Source organism: Rhizobium sp. BK512, assembly GCF_014194915.1.
Classification (GTDB): domain Bacteria; phylum Pseudomonadota; class Alphaproteobacteria; order Rhizobiales; family Rhizobiaceae; genus Rhizobium.
In genome coordinates this window covers 408,130-422,015 of sequence record NZ_JACIAS010000006.1, presented here as the reverse complement: position 1 = coordinate 422,015, position 13,886 = coordinate 408,130, and the positions used below count along the sequence as shown (strand labels likewise).

General features: G+C 61.1%; 16 protein-coding genes. 7 read left to right on the top strand and 9 right to left on the bottom strand.

From position 1 onward, the window contains the following. The gene (locus tag FHX06_RS22665) at positions 1 to 396 is read right to left on the bottom strand and encodes a hypothetical protein (RefSeq protein WP_113116227.1); all 396 of its coding nucleotides are present in this window, start codon (positions 394 to 396) and stop codon (positions 1 to 3) included. Positions 397 to 624: 228 nt separating this feature from the next. Between FHX06_RS22665 and FHX06_RS22660 the strand changes: the two genes are divergently transcribed. Then, a complete protein-coding gene (locus FHX06_RS22660) occupies positions 625 to 2,181 on the top strand; it encodes a helicase HerA-like C-terminal domain-containing protein (protein ID WP_113210029.1) in 1,557 nt (518 codons plus the stop codon). Between the two features lie 105 nt (positions 2,182 to 2,286). Here FHX06_RS22660 and FHX06_RS22655 read toward each other — a convergent pair whose 3' ends face one another. The 3 genes from FHX06_RS22655 to FHX06_RS22645 all read right to left on the bottom strand — a co-directional run bounded on the left by FHX06_RS22655 (position 2,287) and on the right by FHX06_RS22645 (position 3,403). Further along, positions 2,287 to 2,589, bottom strand: a complete 303-nt coding sequence (locus FHX06_RS22655) for an alkylphosphonate utilization protein (RefSeq protein WP_113210067.1) — start codon at positions 2,587 to 2,589, stop codon at positions 2,287 to 2,289. Positions 2,590 to 2,736: 147 nt separating this feature from the next. Beyond that, complete coding sequence (locus tag FHX06_RS22650) at positions 2,737 to 3,162, bottom strand: metal-dependent hydrolase (protein ID WP_246715615.1); 426 nt, start codon at positions 3,160 to 3,162, stop codon at positions 2,737 to 2,739. Between the two features lie 103 nt (positions 3,163 to 3,265). Beyond that, a complete protein-coding gene (locus FHX06_RS22645; protein ID WP_162738446.1) occupies positions 3,266 to 3,403 on the bottom strand; it encodes a hypothetical protein in 138 nt (45 codons plus the stop codon). Between the two features lie 453 nt (positions 3,404 to 3,856). On the opposite strand from FHX06_RS22645, the gene FHX06_RS22640 reads away from it, so the two are divergent. Continuing rightward, positions 3,857 to 5,383, top strand: a complete 1,527-nt coding sequence (locus FHX06_RS22640) for an ABC-F family ATP-binding cassette domain-containing protein (protein ID WP_113210031.1) — start codon at positions 3,857 to 3,859, stop codon at positions 5,381 to 5,383. Positions 5,384 to 5,438: 55 nt separating this feature from the next. Here FHX06_RS22640 and FHX06_RS22635 read toward each other — a convergent pair whose 3' ends face one another. From FHX06_RS22635 to FHX06_RS22625, 3 genes are all read right to left on the bottom strand, one after another. Continuing rightward, entirely contained in the window at positions 5,439 to 6,215 is a 777-nt protein-coding gene (locus tag FHX06_RS22635) for a VOC family protein (protein ID WP_112543044.1), read from the bottom strand. 112 nt (positions 6,216 to 6,327) lie between these two features. Further along, on the bottom strand, positions 6,328 to 6,792 hold the full coding sequence (locus FHX06_RS22630) for a DUF1579 domain-containing protein (protein WP_113014958.1): 465 nt from the start codon (positions 6,790 to 6,792) through the stop codon (positions 6,328 to 6,330). 87 nt (positions 6,793 to 6,879) lie between these two features. Next, positions 6,880 to 7,623, bottom strand: coding sequence for a DUF899 domain-containing protein (locus FHX06_RS22625; RefSeq protein WP_113210033.1), 744 nt, complete (start codon positions 7,621 to 7,623; stop codon positions 6,880 to 6,882). A gap of 90 nt (positions 7,624 to 7,713) precedes the next feature. Here FHX06_RS22625 and FHX06_RS22620 point away from each other — a divergent pair, with 90 nt between their 5' ends. From FHX06_RS22620 to FHX06_RS22610, 3 genes are all read left to right on the top strand, one after another. Beyond that, positions 7,714 to 8,160: a MarR family winged helix-turn-helix transcriptional regulator gene (locus tag FHX06_RS22620; protein ID WP_112971012.1), complete on the top strand. Its 447-nt coding sequence runs from the start codon at positions 7,714 to 7,716 to the stop codon at positions 8,158 to 8,160. Between the two features lie 113 nt (positions 8,161 to 8,273). Further along, on the top strand, positions 8,274 to 8,681 hold the full coding sequence (locus tag FHX06_RS22615) for a MerR family transcriptional regulator (RefSeq protein WP_112543040.1): 408 nt from the start codon (positions 8,274 to 8,276) through the stop codon (positions 8,679 to 8,681). Beyond that, positions 8,650 to 9,645: an aldo/keto reductase gene (locus tag FHX06_RS22610; RefSeq protein WP_113210034.1), complete on the top strand. Its 996-nt coding sequence runs from the start codon at positions 8,650 to 8,652 to the stop codon at positions 9,643 to 9,645. Before FHX06_RS22615 ends, FHX06_RS22610 begins: the two co-directional genes overlap by 32 nt. Positions 9,646 to 9,708: 63 nt before the next feature. Here FHX06_RS22610 and FHX06_RS22605 read toward each other — a convergent pair whose 3' ends face one another. Further along, positions 9,709 to 11,253, bottom strand: coding sequence for an acid phosphatase (locus FHX06_RS22605; protein ID WP_113210035.1), 1,545 nt, complete (start codon positions 11,251 to 11,253; stop codon positions 9,709 to 9,711). 211 nt (positions 11,254 to 11,464) lie between these two features. Between FHX06_RS22605 and FHX06_RS22600 the strand changes: the two genes are divergently transcribed. After that, positions 11,465 to 12,763, top strand: coding sequence for a cytochrome-c peroxidase (locus tag FHX06_RS22600; protein WP_183880940.1), 1,299 nt, complete (start codon positions 11,465 to 11,467; stop codon positions 12,761 to 12,763). A 57-nt stretch (positions 12,764 to 12,820) separates the two neighbouring features. Here FHX06_RS22600 and FHX06_RS22595 read toward each other — a convergent pair whose 3' ends face one another. Further along, positions 12,821 to 13,243: an organic hydroperoxide resistance protein gene (locus FHX06_RS22595; RefSeq protein WP_007818814.1), complete on the bottom strand. Its 423-nt coding sequence runs from the start codon at positions 13,241 to 13,243 to the stop codon at positions 12,821 to 12,823. Between the two features lie 127 nt (positions 13,244 to 13,370). Between FHX06_RS22595 and FHX06_RS22590 the strand changes: the two genes are divergently transcribed. Then, entirely contained in the window at positions 13,371 to 13,847 is a 477-nt protein-coding gene (locus FHX06_RS22590) for a MarR family winged helix-turn-helix transcriptional regulator (protein ID WP_113203626.1), read from the top strand. The last annotated feature ends 39 nt before the right edge of the window (positions 13,848 to 13,886 follow it).

Sequence of the window (13,886 nt, the reverse complement as noted above, 5' to 3'; positions counted from 1 at the left end):
TTAAACGAACTGGCTCAGGCCGGGAACGGAAGCAACCACCTGATCGACCACCTCTTCGCCGGCATATTGCTTGGCGATGGCGATGGTTTCCTTGGCGAGCGAGGTTATTTCGCTCATGCCGAGACCCTCGCTCATCAACTGCTGGCCGAGGCCCATGATGCCGCCACCGCCGAGCGCGCTCATCAGGCCGCCGAGCAGACCGCCGCCACCGCCGGAACCTTCGCCGTTGAACTGGGCAACGAGTTCGGTGGCACCCGGGATCTTCTCGATCATTTCGGTGACCGGACCATCGGCTGCTTCACGCTGCAGGAAGCCGAGCATCATGCCGAGCGCCTTTTCGGCCAGATCAGGCGCAATGCCCACACGATTGGCAATTTCAGTCACAATCTCATTCATCGTCAGCCTCCTGTTTTTGACGTTAACGTCAACGTAATCGAATTGAGAGGGCAACTCAAGCGGCTCTCCCTGTCAGCGTCCGGTCCCGCTTTCCGTTTTAACACAGGCAGTTGTCCGTCTCCTGTCGCCTGCTTATAACAGAGAAACGATATTTGCATGACTGTGCGGAAAGAGCACTCCGCATATTCTGGAATTGAGCGGCGGCATCGACCGAGGGAGACATTCTACATGCTCGAGGACGGCAAGATTTTCATCGGCGCAAGCCGCAATCCTGATGACAGCATCAACAAGGGCGAATATCTCGACCTCAAGTTCGGCAACCGTCACGGACTGGTGACCGGTGCCACCGGCACCGGCAAGACGGTGACACTGCAGGTGCTGGCCGAGGGCTTTGCTCGCGCCGGCGTGCCGGTCTTCGCCGCCGACATCAAGGGCGACCTCTCGGGTATCGCCGCCAAGGGCGAAGCGAAGGACTTCCTCACCAAGCGAGCCGAGCAGATCGGCTTTGACGATTACGAACTCGAGCAGTTCCCGGTCATCTTCTGGGATCTGTTCGGCGAGAAAGGCCATCGAGTGCGCACCACGATCGCCGAGATGGGGCCATTGCTGCTCGCCCGGCTGATGGATGCTTCCGAGCCGCAGGAAGGCGTCATCAACATCGCCTTCAAGATCGCCGACAAGGCCGGACTGCCGCTGCTCGACCTCAAGGATTTTACTGCGCTGCTCAACTATATGGGCGAGAATGCCACAGAGCTTTCCAGCCAGTTCGGTCTGATTTCCAAGGCTTCGGTCGGCTCCATCCAGCGCGCGCTGCTGGTGCTGGAACAACAGGGTGCGGAACATTTCTTCGGCGAGCCGGCCCTGAAGATCACCGACATCATGCGCACGTCGAACAATGGATACGGGCAGATCTCCGTGCTTGCCGCCGACAAGCTGATGATGAACCCGCGCCTTTACGCCACCTTCCTGCTGTGGCTGCTTTCCGAGCTTTTCGAGGAACTGCCGGAAGTGGGCGATCCCGACAAGCCGAAGCTCGTCTTCTTCTTCGACGAGGCGCATCTGCTCTTCAACGATGCGCCGAAGGTGCTGATCGAGCGTGTGGAGCAGGTCGTGCGCCTCATTCGCTCCAAGGGGGTCGGCGTCTATTTCGTGACGCAGAACCCGCTCGATGTGCCGGAGACGGTGCTCGCCCAGCTCGGCAACCGTCTGCAGCATGCGCTGCGCGCCTATTCGCCGCGCGAGCAGAAGGCGGTGAGGACGGCGGCCGACACCTTCCGCCCCAACCCGGCCTTCGATTGCGCCACCGTCATCACGACGCTCGGTACCGGCGAGGCGCTGGTCTCGACGCTTGAAGCCAAGGGCGCACCCTCGATCGTCGAGCGTACACTCGTTCGCCCGCCGTCCGCCCGCGTCGGACCGCTGACGGATGCCGAGCGCCAACTGGTCATGGATCACAGCCCCGTACTTGGCGTCTATGACGAGGACGTGGACCGTGAATCCGCCTTCGAGATGCTGGCCGCCCGCGCCCAGAAGGCCGCTGATTCCGACGCGGCCAAGCGGGCGCAGGAACAAGCGCCGGCGCCGCAGGAGGGCAGCACGACATCAGGCTGGACCTTACCCGGCTTCGGCGGCAGCGATAACGACGACAAGGCACAGCCGCGCGGCCGTTCCGGCTACCAGCGCGAAACGGTGATGGAAGCGGCGATGAAGAGCGTCGCGCGTACGGTGGCGACGCAGGTCGGCCGGGCGCTGGTGCGGGGGATCCTGGGAAGCCTGAAGCGGTAGGACTGAAGCGTGGTGCGATCTCTCGGATCCGCTGCCACGCTTTAAGTCTGTCCGGCGCGGCCGGCATCGCAGAACGGCTGCACGCTCTTGCGCAACCAGCCTTGATCAGCGCTTGCGGACAAATTCCGTGCGCAGGACAAGGCCCTTGATCGTATCGTGACGGCAGTCGATCTCTTCGGGATTATCTGTCAGACGGATCGAGCGGATAACCGTGCCCTGTTTCAGGGTCTGGTTGGCGCCCTTTACCTTCAGGTCCTTGATGAGCGTGACGGAATCGCCGTCCTTTAACACGTTTCCGGAGGCGTCGCGAACCTCGGATGCAGCCTGCGCGGCTGCAGCCATCTCGGAGGCCGGGCGCCATTCGCCTGTCGCCTCGTCGTAAACATAGTCGTCGTCACCGCCTGCCATCATTTCGCCCCCGATCATGAATGTCTCTTCAGCCCTGGACGGCGGCTTATAACGATCACAGGGTGTTGTGCAACTGCTCCGGTAAGCCTCCGTTGGCAGAACTCAATGCAGCTTTTCCGGCACCGGCGCGAGGCCGTCGCATGTTGGTCAGACCGCAGGTCGGCCGGCTTCGGCGCGTCGGCGGCGCATCAGGAAGAGGGCGAGCGCCGAAAGGCAGATCGAGATTTCCAGCAGGAATGTCCAGTGAAGCAGGAAGCTCACGATCCAACTGGCATGGGTTGCGGGGACCCGAACCAGCTCGAACTCATGAAAGGAGAAAGGTGCCAACCAAAGGAGCGGCGCCGCGATCGTATCCATGACCATATGCAGCATGGCGGCTGCGAAGAAGACGAAACCCGTGACGAGCCAGTCCGGACGGAGCCATTTGAGGAGCGGCAGGATCAGGATCGCCGCGACCAGCCAGAAGAGCGGCCAATGCGTGACATAGGCATGGTGATGAACCCGGCCGCCGGAGGCGTAGAAATAGATCACGTCGAAATCCGGCGCGACGCTGCCGATCAGCGCAGCCGCCATGACGGCAGAGGATGATGCCCTGCGTCGCTGCCGGCAGATGAGCGATGAGCATGCGGTGCCTCCCTGTGACGCCTGACATCGCTAGGAGGCGATTGTGTCGGGATCAAAGCGGCTGCGACATGAAGACTTCGGTGTGGCTGATTTCTGCCGGCACGGTGTGAAAGGGCGGGCAGTGGATAAAGCCGGAGGACTCGTAGAGAGAAATTGCGCTCTTCAGATAGACGGCCGTATCGACGAGCATGGTGGGGCGCCAGCGCTTTTTCGCTTCGTCGCACACCCTTTACACCAGCACATTGCCAATACCCCGGCCGTGAAAGACGGAATCTCCATTGCGGCAGTCTCGAATGGTGCGAGTGCGATGCGGCTATCTCCATCGTGATCCCTTGTTTCCAGGCGCGAGCAATGGTATTTCCCTCGTGCAATCGAGAAAGAAAGGAGGGCTGCGCATGAATATCTATTTCCGGCATCATCGCCAGCGTGGCCCAGTCAACGCCCTGCAGATGCGTTTGCAGGGCTGACCAGAGACCGTTTCTCGCAAATCTCTTCCTGGTCTGCCCCTAGTGGCACTGCTGCACCTGAATGCCCGCCGTTCAAGCTGCAAGCATTTCATAATCCGCCAAGCATAACGCGCTTTTCCGTCGATGGCTGAAAGCCCCGGATATGCGCGATCGCTTGGCAAGGCCAGGATACGATCATGACCCTCATCAATATCCGCAATCTCGGCATCGTTCTGTCCGCGCCGCTGTTTTCGAAGCTCAATCTCGTCGTCAATGCCGGCGACCGGATCGGCCTCGTGGCTGCGAACGGGCGCGGCAAATCCACCCTGCTCAACCTGATGACGGGCAAGCTGGAACCGACCGAAGGCGAGCTCACCAGGGCGCGCGGCCTCACCATCGGCCATGTGGAGCAGAATGTGCCGCCGGCACTTCTCGACGCCAGCTTCCGTGACGCCGTGCTGCACGCCCTTCCTCCCGATCAGGCCGACGGTGAAAGCTGGCGTGCGGATGTCGTGCTGGAATCGCTCGAAGTGCCCGAGGAGTTGCGTGAACGGCCGCTCCGGCAGCTCAGCGGCGGTTGGCAGCGATTGGCACTGATCGCCCGCACCTCAGTGAACGAACCGGACGTGCTGCTGCTCGACGAGCCGACCAACCATCTCGATCTCGAAAAGATCGCGCAGGTGGAAAACTGGTTGAACGCGCTGCCGCGCGATACGCCCGTGATCATCTCCAGCCACGACCGCGCCTTCCTTGATGCGACGACCAACCGGACGCTCTTCCTGCGGCCGGAGCAATCGCCGGTCTTCTCCCTGCCCTACAGCCGGGCGAGAGCGGCACTCGACGAGGCGGACGCATCCGATGCGCGGCGTTACGAGAAGGATATGAGGACGGTCGAGCAGTTGCGCAAACAGGCGGCCAAGCTCAACAATATCGGCATCAATTCCGGCAGCGACCTGCTGGTAGTCAAGACAAAGCAGTTGAAACGGCGCGCCGAAAAGCTGGAGGAAACGGCAAAGCCCGCGCATCTGGAGCGTTCAGCGGGCGCAATCCGCCTCGCCAATCGCGGCACGCATGCCAAGGTGTTGGTCACGCTTGAGGATGCGGAAGTCACCACGCCTGACGGCACGCTGCTCTTCCGCACGGGAAAGCAGTTCATCTGCCAGGGCGACCGCATCGTACTGCTCGGGCTCAACGGCGCCGGCAAGTCGCGACTGATCTCCATGCTGCGCGCGGCGATCGCCGAGCCGGAAACAGCAAAGGCAGGCATCAAGGCCACGCCCTCGCTGGTGCTCGGCTATGGCGATCAGCTGCTTGCCGATCTCAGCGATGCCGACACGCCGCTGCAGACGATCATCCGCCGCTTCGATGTCGGCGACCAGCGGGCGCGCTCACTGCTTGCCGGCGCCGGCATGACGATCGAGATGCAGGGCAAGCCGGTCAAACTGCTCTCGGGCGGGCAGAAGGCACGGCTCGGCATGCTGGTGCTCAGGCTGACGCAGCCGAACTTCTACCTGCTCGACGAGCCAACGAACCATCTCGACATCGAGGGTCAGGAAGCGCTGGAAAACGAACTGCTGGCGCATGAGGCGAGCTGCCTGCTCGTCTCTCACGACCGCAGCTTCGTGCGCGCGGTCGGCAACCGCTTCTGGCTGATCGAGCGGAAGAAGCTCGTGGAGGTGGAGAGTCCTGAAGGGTTCTTTGCAAGTGTGGGAGGGGCTGGGTAAGGCCTGCAGAGATGAGGGAGCGCGCGGATGCGTGCTCCCTCCTTGTTGATGATGACTACCGCACAGCCGCCGAGAGGCAGAAAAACGCTCCCTGTGGATCCACGGCCTGGCAGACCCAGCCGCCGGGGACTTCCATCGGACCGTTGACGACCTTGCCGCCGCCGGCATTGGTGCGCTCGATCGCAGCATCGAGCGCCGGCACGGTGAAATAGTAGGACCAGAAGGCCATGCCGACCTCAGGCGGGCGGGTCATCATGCCGCCGGTCTGTTTTCCGTGTTCGGCGAAGATGTGGTAGACACCCATCGGCCCCATGTCGAAGTCCTGATCCTTCGTCCAGCCAAAGAGCCTGGAATAGAAGTCGAAAGCCTTTGCCCCGTCATTGGCATAGAGCTCGCGCCAGCCGACATGGCCGGGCGTGTCGAAGGGCAATTCCGGCGGCGGGTTTTCCATCGGCAGCGGCGTCATGATGCAGAGCACCGCTCCGTCCGGATCGGCGACGACCGCGAAACGGCCTATGCCTGGAATATCCGCAGGCTGGCGGCGGATGGTGCCGCCATTTGCTGAAAAGTCGCGTGCCGACTGATCGACATTGTCGACGGCGACATAACCAGTCCAGTTCGGTGGAATGCCCTGCCCTTCCAGCTCTGCAGGAAAGGGCATCATGCCGGCGACCCTGACGCCGTTTGCTTCGAAGATGACATATTCCGGCTGGTCCGCCGCCGGCATTTTGCTCGATGTCCAGCCGACGACCGATCCGTAGAATTTTGCCGCCGCATCGGGATCCGGCGTCATCAGTTCGCACCATATGAACTTGCCATGCGTATTGGACATCGTGTTCTCCTCGGTCCACGCTTGAGTTCTGTCTCGTTGTTTGCACGCAATTCCGGACACAAAACCGCTCTCGCACTTTTGCTGGAATTGCGCTTGAGATGCCCCGGCGATTTCAGCCCTTACGGGTATATTTGACTTCCATGAACTGCTTCCAGGTGCCGTCGGCTTCCCTGGCGCTCGATGTGAAGGTCCTGACATTGTCGTCGAGAAAGGCGATCTGCTCGCGATAATCGGCAAGGCCGTCGCCTTCGAAGGCCGGCCCTCGGGTGTAGAGCGACAGAACATTTCCCGAGGGATCGACCTCGCCCTCATAGACCCACATGTAATCCATCATCGAGCCGATCCAGCTGCCGACATATTTGCCTTTGCTGGAGTCGTAGCCGAGGGTCAGGATTGTCGTTGCCTGCTTGCCGTCGCTCATTTGACCGGCTCCTTCGGCAACGAACCAGATGCCCTGCAGGGAGCGCACCGTCTCCTGCCAAGGCTTGTCGCCGGTCATGTCTGAGGCGGCGACGGTCCAGTCGCCGACCATTTTCTCCAGGAAAGCATGCTCCTTCAGCACTTCTGCAGTCTTCATCGTCCTTCTCCTCCGGATGATGGATGGCTGGCTGGATGCTTCATGCAATTCCGAACGCAAAACCACGACAGTTTTGCGGGAATTGCGTTAGTGGCAGCAGGATGAGGCCTGGGGGGCTTCCTCATATTCATCGTGGCGCTTCACGAAATCCATCGTCGAATCCTCGTTGCGACCCTTGGGGGCATGATCCAGGATCATCAACGTGCCGAGAATTTCTTCCGCGCCGCGGGCGTAGCTCGAATAGGTATGGAACACTTCGCCCTTCTCATTCTTGTAGAAGGCCGAAAGTCCGGGCAGTTCGTCATTGGCCTCATCAGGCGCTACGGAAGTGAAATTGTAAAAGACCTTGTCCTTGGCAAGGTCCTCGGGCGTGAAAGATACGTGATAGTCGAAATTGAAGTCGCTGCCGAAAGACGAAACCCAGGGAAATTTCCAGCCCATACGCGTCTTGTAGGCCTCGATCTTGGCGAGCGGCGCGCGGGCGACCGAAACAAGGGTGACGTCGTGGTGGTTGAGGTGAGCCAACGTGCCGTCGAGGTGATCGGCCAGAAACGAGCAGCCCGGGCAGCCGGCTTCCCATTCGGGGCCGAACATGAAGTGATAGACCATGAGCTGGCTGCGGCCATCGAAGAGGTCGGCGAGCGATTTCGGCCCCTGAGGCGTGTCGAACGTGTAGTCCTTCTCCACCTTCACCCAGGGCAAAGCCATGCGTTCGGCATTCACCTTGTCTCGGAGGTGCGTCGCCTCCTTCTCTTTCGAGAGCAGGGAGCGGCGGGCTTCAAGCCATTGCTCGCGGGAAACGACGGGATTTTGAGTTACCTTGTTCAGCATGGTCTACGCCCTCCTCCGGCGCGGCCGGCACGTTCCGGCAAATAGTCTCCTCTTCTTGACTAAATAGATTGATATCAATAGAAATGGGTCATGTCAAACGCGATAATGATTCCATTTTCTACGACGCTTCTGGTGCGCGACACGTGCCTCTGCCTGCACGTACAACGCGCGGCCCGCGCGCTTGGCCGCCTGTTCGACGATGCGCTGCGGCCCGTCGGATTGACCAACGGGCAGTTCTCGCTGCTGATGTCCTTGAACCGGCCGGAACCGCCGCCGATGGGCCCGGTCGCAAGCCTGCTTGCCATGGACCAGACGACGCTGACGGCAGCGCTGAAACCGCTGCAGCGCAGGGGGTTGGTCGACATCGTGCCCAACCCGAAAGACCGGCGCGGCCGGCTACTCCGGCTGACGGATGAGGGGCGAGCCGTGCTGCAGAAGGCTCTGCCAATCTGGGAAAGCACGCATGCGTCGCTCGAGGCGAAAATGCCCGGGGGCAATGCGGATGGGCTGAGGCGAGACCTGCAATACCTGGCGTGATCTTCCTGCAGCCAGGGACAAGACGACTGCAAAATCAGCCTTAAAAAGCCTCTTGACTTAGAGCGCGCTCGAAGCCGTAGCTTCCTTGGCGTCGTGACGAGAACAGGTGTTTCATGAAGATCAGTGACCTCGCGAAACGGTGCGGTCTGTCGGCTCATACGCTGCGTTATTACGAGCGTATCGGCCTGCTGCCCTATGCCGATCGCGACCGATCCGGACAACGCGACTACGACGCTTCAATCCTTTCCTGGATCGAGTTTCTCGGACGTCTGAAAACGACCGGCATGCCGATCCGCGACATGCTGCTTTATGCAAAGCTTGCCGGTAGCGGGAAAGCCACTTTCAGCGAGCGTCGCGAGATGCTCAAAAAGCATCGTGAGCATGTCCGGGCCCATGTGGCCGATCTCGAATCCTGCCTTCGCGTCCTCGACGGCAAAATCGCCTCCTATGAGGAGGCGGAAGAAAGGATGAAAGATGACAAACGGAAGATTGCAGACACGCCGGCTCGGGCAAGGACTTGAGATCGGGTCGATCGGCCTCGGCTGCATGGGCATGAACTGGGCCTATGGCGCAACGGCGGACGATAGAGGTGAGGCGATCGCCACGATCCATCATGCGCTCGAGCGCGGCGTCACCCTGCTCGATACGGCCGATACCTATGGTCCGCACACCAACGAACAACTTGTTGGGGAAGCGATCAAGGACCGGCGTGACCAGGTGGTACTCGCGACCAAGTTCGGCATCGTACGCGCAGCAGGAGCGATGCCCGGCGTCAGCGCCCAGACGGCCAACGGACGGCCAGACTATGCAAAGGCATCCTGCGAAGGGTCTTTGCGCCGGCTCGGCGTCGACCATATCGATCTCTACTATCTCCACCGTGTCGATCCCGATACGCCGATCGAAGAGACGGTGGGCGCGCTGAAGGAACTCGTCGAAGCCGGCAAGGTCCGGCATATCGGCCTGTCGGAAGCGAGTGCCGAGACGATCCGCAGGGCGCATGCCGTGCATCCCATTACTGCCGTTCAAAGCGAGTATTCGCTCTGGTCGCGCGAGCCGGAAGACGGCGTGCTGCAGACGCTTCGTGAACTCGGGATCGGGCTTGTCGCCTATTCGCCGCTCGGACGCGGTTTCCTGTCCGGGGCGATCAAGTCTGTCGACGAACTCGCGCCCGACGACTACAGGCGCAGCTCGCCGCGGTTCATGGGTGAGAACTTGCAGCGGAACCTTGAACTGGTCGCCGTGGTCGAAGAGATTGCGCGCCGCAAGGGCGCAACACCCGCGCAGCTGGCGCTCGCCTGGGTGATGGCTCAGGGCGAAGATATCGTGCCTATTCCCGGCACGCGCCGCCGCACGCGGCTCGACGAAAATCTTGGAGCGGCTGCCGTTGACCTGACGCAGCAGGATCTCGAGGAAATCGCCGGTGCCCTGCCCCGCGCTGTCGGAGATCGCTACAGCGAAGTCGGCATGCGCGCGCTCAACGGATAAGACATCCGAAAGCAAGAAGTCTTCTCCCCAATGTCTGGGGAGAAGACAGGGTTATCGTGACGATCAGCGCGTCAGGTCGAGCGATGCCGTCAGGTTGCCCATCGGCGGCTCGTTGTTCAGCGCCAGCGCCCTGTCGCGGGCAAGCAGGCCCGGAAGCACCGGCAGGTCGTAACGGGCCGTGATCAGGCGCAGGATCGAGGTCGTGTCATATTGCGTATGATCGACCATGCCGCCCTTGGCATAGGGCGAGATGATGAAGGCTGGAATGCGGTTGCCGGGGCCCCAGCGGTCGGCCTTCGGCGGAGCGACGTGATCCCAGAAGCCGCCGTTTTCGTCATAGGTGACGATGACGAGCATATGACCCCATTGCGGGCTCTTTTCGAGATGGGAGACGAGATCGGCGAGGTGCTGGTCACCGCTCGAGACATCGGCGTAGCCACCATGTTCGTTGAGGTTGCCCTGCGGCTTGTAGAAGGAAACGGCCGGCAGTTTGCCGTCGTCGATATCCTTGATGAAGCCTTCGCCGCCGAGGCCGCCGTCCTTCAGATGCTCGGCGCGGGCGGGCGTGCCCGGCGCAAAATTGGCAAAGTAGTTGAAGGGCTGGTGATGGAACTGGAAGTTCGGCACCGGCGTGGCGTTCTTGCCATCGAGGGCTGCCTGCCATGCGCCGCCGTACCATGCCCAGCTGACGCCCTTTAGTGACAGGAGATCGCCGATGGTGATCTCGTGCTGCGGCGGCAAGGTGTTGGGCTGCGAGGGATCGGCATAGGCTGCATCTCCACCCTTGGCCGGAGCATTGGCGCTCGGCTGGTAGGGTGGTTGCATGGTGTTTACGGCATAGAAATCCGGCGTGAGGTTGCCGTCGGAGACGAATTTCGGGGCACCATCGAGCGCGGATTTTGGTGCATTTTCGGCAACGGTCAGCGAAATGCCGTCGGCATCGACCTTGGCGATCGTGGGCTTGGCGGGGCTCTTGTCGGCATCGGCATAATAGGGTGCGCAGGCGCAGATCAGCTGGAAGTGGTTGAAGAAGGAGCCGCCGAAGCCGCCCTGGAAGAAGTTATCGGCGAGGACGTATTTCTTGGCGACCTGCCACATCGGCAGGATCGAGCCGTCATAGTGGCCCATGACGAGGCTGCCGGAATCAGCCCAGGCGACGAACTTGTCGTTCTTGCCGCCATCGATCTGCATCTGCTCCTCGTAGAAGCGGTGCCAGAGGTCGCGGGTGATGACATTGGTCGATTGAGCAAAGCCCTTGGGATCGTCGATCGAGAAGACGGCATTGGCGAGGTGCGCGGACTGGGCTTCGGTGACGGCGGGTGTCACACCCTTGGCGGTGAGACCGCCCCAGGAAGGCGGCAGTTCGGAAAGCGGCGCGCCATCGCGATCGAGCTGGCGTGCCTGGCTTTCGCTTGCATTGGCGAGGCCGTTGGCGCCCGGAAAGCTGCCATAGAGGTTATCGAAACTGCGGTTTTCAGCGTAGATGACGACGATATTCTGGATCTTGTCCATGCCGGCGGGCGCTGCATGGGCGGCCGTGGCAAGCGCCAGCGGCAACATGGCCGAGCCGGCCAGCGAAAGATTGCGGAGGAATTTCAGTCTGGTCATGGCGGGATACCTCATGGCTAAGGGGGCGTGGCTAGAGGGGCGTCGGGCGGACGTGGAAAGACCCAGCGCAGGCGAGACGCTATTCCCGCCATCTATCAACTTTGTGACATCGGGCGGGTTGTTGCTGCGGCCGGTACGCGCGCGTCATCAATCTGTTGCAGTCAGGTTCGATCATGAGCATGCATTATGTTAACTCATTGGAATCGCTGACATGGCGACAAAGATTATCTGGCTTCTGCGGTCCGGACTGGCGCTTGGTCTGGCGGCCAGCACGCTTGGTTTCAGCCTTATTCCCCTGCGGCAAAGCAGCGCGGCCGTCACCGGCGGCGTGCACCCCGGCCCGATGTCGCGGGCACAAGCCTATGCCCGCGCCGAGGCGCTGACGGAACTCGGCCGCAAGATGTTCTTCGATTCCTCGCTTTCGGCCTCCGGCATGCAGGCCTGCGCCTCCTGTCACGACCCGCATCATGGTTTCGCTCCTGATACCGCGACACCGGTCGAAATGGGCGGGGCGCATCTGGACCGGCCGGGCCTGCGCGCGGTGCCGACCTTGCGCTACCTGCAGGCGGTCCCTTCCTTCACCGAGCATTTCTACGATTCCGAGGACGAAGGCGACGAGAGCGTCGACAATGGGCCGACGGGCGGCCTGACCTGGGACGGGCGCGTGGACCACGGCTATGACCAGGCGAAGATCCCGCTGCTTTCGGCTTTCGAAATGGGCAACAAGGACGAAAGCCAGGTCGTCGCCTCGCTCAGCAAGGCTGCCTATGCCGGTGATTTCAGGGAGATTTTCGGCCAGGATGTCTTCGGCAACGCCGGGGATGCCTTCCAAGGGGCAGTCGAGGCGCTCAGCACTTTCGAGCAGAGCGGCGCAGACTTCTATCCCTATTCCAGCCGCTATGACGCCTTTCTTGCCGGCAAGGGCACCCTGACGGCGCAAGAGCTTCACGGGCGCGAAGTCTTCGAAGATCCGGCCAAGGGAAACTGTTCGAGCTGCCATCTGAGCGAGCCCGCCAACGACGGGGAGCCGCCGCAATTTTCCGACTTCGGCTTCCTCGGTCTCGCGGTACCGCGCAATATGGCAATCCCGGCCAATGCCGATCCCAACTACCATGATCTCGGCCTTTGCGGCCCTCAGCGTACCGATTTCAAGGATCGGCCGGATTATTGCGGTCTGTTCCGCACGCCGACGCTACGCAATGTGGCACTGAAGAAAAGCTTCTTCCACAATGGCTATTTCCACTCGCTGCGCGACGTCGTCTCCTTCTATGCCACACGCGACAGCGATCCGGGCCGCTGGTATCCGAAGAACGCCGACGGCACGATCCGCAAATATGACGATATACCGGAGGCCTATTGGGGCAATCTCAATCAGGACCCGCCCTTCGGCCGCAAGCCCGGCGATCCGCCGGCACTGACAGAATCGGAAATCGACGATATCGTCGCTTTCCTCGGCACCCTGACCGATGCCGATCAGTTGCCCGGGCCAGCACAGCAGGCGGCGCATTGATCCAAAAGAAAAGGCCGGAGCATTGCCCCGGCCCTTGTTCACTGGCGCAGCAAGTAATCAGGCAACCGTGACCGGAACTTCGGTCGAGGTGCGCATGGCGTGGCTGTAGGGGCAAACGATGTGGGCGGCAGCTGCGAGCTTTTCGGCAGTTTCGCGGTCGACACCCGGGATGTTGACGGTCAGGGCCACTTCGATGCCGAAGCCGCCGCCATCTTCACGCGGGCCGATGCCGACGGTTGCGGAGACGGTGGTTTCCTCGGGAATCTTGACCTTTTCCTTGCCGGCCACAAATTTCAAAGCACCGAGGAAGCAGGCGGAATAACCGGCCGCAAAGAGCTGTTCGGGATTGGTGCCGGTTGCGCCGTCGCCGCCGAGTTCCTTCGGCACGGTCAGCGTGACGTCGAGAACGCCGTTTTCGGAAACGGCGCGGCCTGCGCGGCCACCGGTGGCGGAAGCTTTGGTCGTGTAGAGAATAGGCATGACAATCTCCTTTGGTTGGCCCCGTTCGTTCGGGTTGAGTTTTTAATAACGCCCAATTAAATTGTACGCAAGTGAATTTTGCAAATTGCATTCGGAATTTGAAAAGAGGACAATGAGACCTCTGAGGATGATAGCGATGAAAGCGAGAACGGCGAAAGTGATGGAAATACCGGAAGAGGAAAAGCGGCTGGAGAAGCAGCTCTGTTTCGCGGTTTACGCGACGGCGCATGCCTTTACCCGCGCCTACAAGCCCATACTTGACAAGGTGGGCCTGACCTATCCGCAATATCTCGTCATGCTGGTTCTATGGGAAAAAGCCGAACTGCCGGTCAAGACGATCGGCGAGCAGCTCGATCTCGATTCCGGCACGCTCTCCCCTCTCCTCAAGCGGCTGGAGCAGAACGGTCTCATCAAGCGCACCCGCGATTCCCGCGACGAGCGACAGGTCATCGTGTCGCTGACGCCGAAAGGTCAGTCGATGAGGGGCGAGGTCAATACGATCATGTCGTCGATCGGCGAAGCGATCGGCTGCACGCTGGAGGAAATGGCGGTCATGCGCGACATGCTGACCCGGCTGCGCGGAAATCTCAACGCAAGCATATAGGCCGAGGCCAAGCACGGCCTGAAAGACGATGCCCGCGCC

Coding starts and splice junctions, on each gene's coding strand:
- FHX06_RS22665 (WP_113116227.1), bottom strand. CDS start 396: ATGAATGAGATTGTGACTGAAATTGCCAATCGTGTGGGCATTGCGCCT.
- FHX06_RS22660 (WP_113210029.1), top strand. CDS start 625: ATGCTCGAGGACGGCAAGATTTTCATCGGCGCAAGCCGCAATCCTGAT.
- FHX06_RS22655 (WP_113210067.1), bottom strand. CDS start 2,589: ATGGCAGGCGGTGACGACGACTATGTTTACGACGAGGCGACAGGCGAA.
- FHX06_RS22650 (WP_246715615.1), bottom strand. CDS start 3,162: ATGGCGGCTGCGCTGATCGGCAGCGTCGCGCCGGATTTCGACGTGATC.
- FHX06_RS22645 (WP_162738446.1), bottom strand. CDS start 3,403: ATGCTCGTCGATACGGCCGTCTATCTGAAGAGCGCAATTTCTCTCTAC.
- FHX06_RS22640 (WP_113210031.1), top strand. CDS start 3,857: ATGACCCTCATCAATATCCGCAATCTCGGCATCGTTCTGTCCGCGCCG.
- FHX06_RS22635 (WP_112543044.1), bottom strand. CDS start 6,215: ATGTCCAATACGCATGGCAAGTTCATATGGTGCGAACTGATGACGCCG.
- FHX06_RS22630 (WP_113014958.1), bottom strand. CDS start 6,792: ATGAAGACTGCAGAAGTGCTGAAGGAGCATGCTTTCCTGGAGAAAATG.
- FHX06_RS22625 (WP_113210033.1), bottom strand. CDS start 7,623: ATGCTGAACAAGGTAACTCAAAATCCCGTCGTTTCCCGCGAGCAATGG.
- FHX06_RS22620 (WP_112971012.1), top strand. CDS start 7,714: ATGTCAAACGCGATAATGATTCCATTTTCTACGACGCTTCTGGTGCGC.
- FHX06_RS22615 (WP_112543040.1), top strand. CDS start 8,274: ATGAAGATCAGTGACCTCGCGAAACGGTGCGGTCTGTCGGCTCATACG.
- FHX06_RS22605 (WP_113210035.1), bottom strand. CDS start 11,253: ATGACCAGACTGAAATTCCTCCGCAATCTTTCGCTGGCCGGCTCGGCC.
- FHX06_RS22600 (WP_183880940.1), top strand. CDS start 11,465: ATGGCGACAAAGATTATCTGGCTTCTGCGGTCCGGACTGGCGCTTGGT.
- FHX06_RS22595 (WP_007818814.1), bottom strand. CDS start 13,243: ATGCCTATTCTCTACACGACCAAAGCTTCCGCCACCGGTGGCCGCGCA.
- FHX06_RS22590 (WP_113203626.1), top strand. CDS start 13,371: ATGATAGCGATGAAAGCGAGAACGGCGAAAGTGATGGAAATACCGGAA.